The sequence below is a fragment of the Marinobacter sp. DS40M6 genome (assembly GCF_028581595.1).
Lineage (GTDB): Bacteria > Pseudomonadota > Gammaproteobacteria > Pseudomonadales > Oleiphilaceae > Marinobacter > Marinobacter salarius.
In genome coordinates this window covers 1-788 of the sequence record NZ_JAFCAE010000017.1, presented here as the reverse complement: position 1 = coordinate 788, position 788 = coordinate 1, and the positions used below count along the sequence as shown (strand labels likewise).

At 61.0% G+C, this 788-nt stretch carries 1 pseudogene; it reads left to right on the top strand.

Annotated elements, in window-relative coordinates:
- A pseudogene (locus tag JJO78_RS20565) lies at positions 1 to 788 on the top strand (MSCRAMM family adhesin SdrC); the annotation flags it as partial.

Here is a 788-nt window from a genome sequence, read left to right as displayed (position 1 = left end):
GAGGAGTTCGGTGGTGACCTGTCGAACCCACGCGACAGTGACGGCGACGGCGTTATCGATGCGCTCGATACCGACAGCGACAACGACGGCATTTCCGACGCCCAGGAACTGGGTGGAGACGCCGACAACCCGCGTGACGTAGATGGCGACGGCCAGCCGGACTATCGCGACACTGACAGCGACAACGACCGGGTGCCCGATGTGGTCGAAACCCTCAACGGCCTGACCGATGCCGATGGTGACCTGATCCCGGACTACCTGGATACCGACAGCGACAACGACGGTATTCCCGATGCCCTGGAGAACGGCCTCTCAACCGGCAGTGACAGCGATGGCGATGGCATTGACGATGCCTTCGACGTCAACACCACCGGCGGCACCGACAGCAATAACGACGGTATTGATGATGACATCGTTGCCCTGCTCGACACCGACCTCGACGGCACCGTCGACATGCTCGACATCGACAGTGACAACGACGGCATTCCCGATAGTGTCGAAACCAACCTGCTGCCGCTGCTCGACAGCGATGGCGACGGCATCCACGATCAATTCGATGTCACCAACACAGGTGGTACGGACAGCAACAACGATGGCATTGATGATGCCCTGACCACCCTGGTGAACACCGATGGCGACCTCGTGCCTGACTATCGTGACCTCGACAGCGACAACGACGGCCTGACCGACGTTCGCGAAGCCGGCGGCACAGACAGCGCGCCGGAAGATGGCCTGATCGACGATCCGGCCAACAACCAGGGCACCCTGTTTAATCCTGCGGACGACGA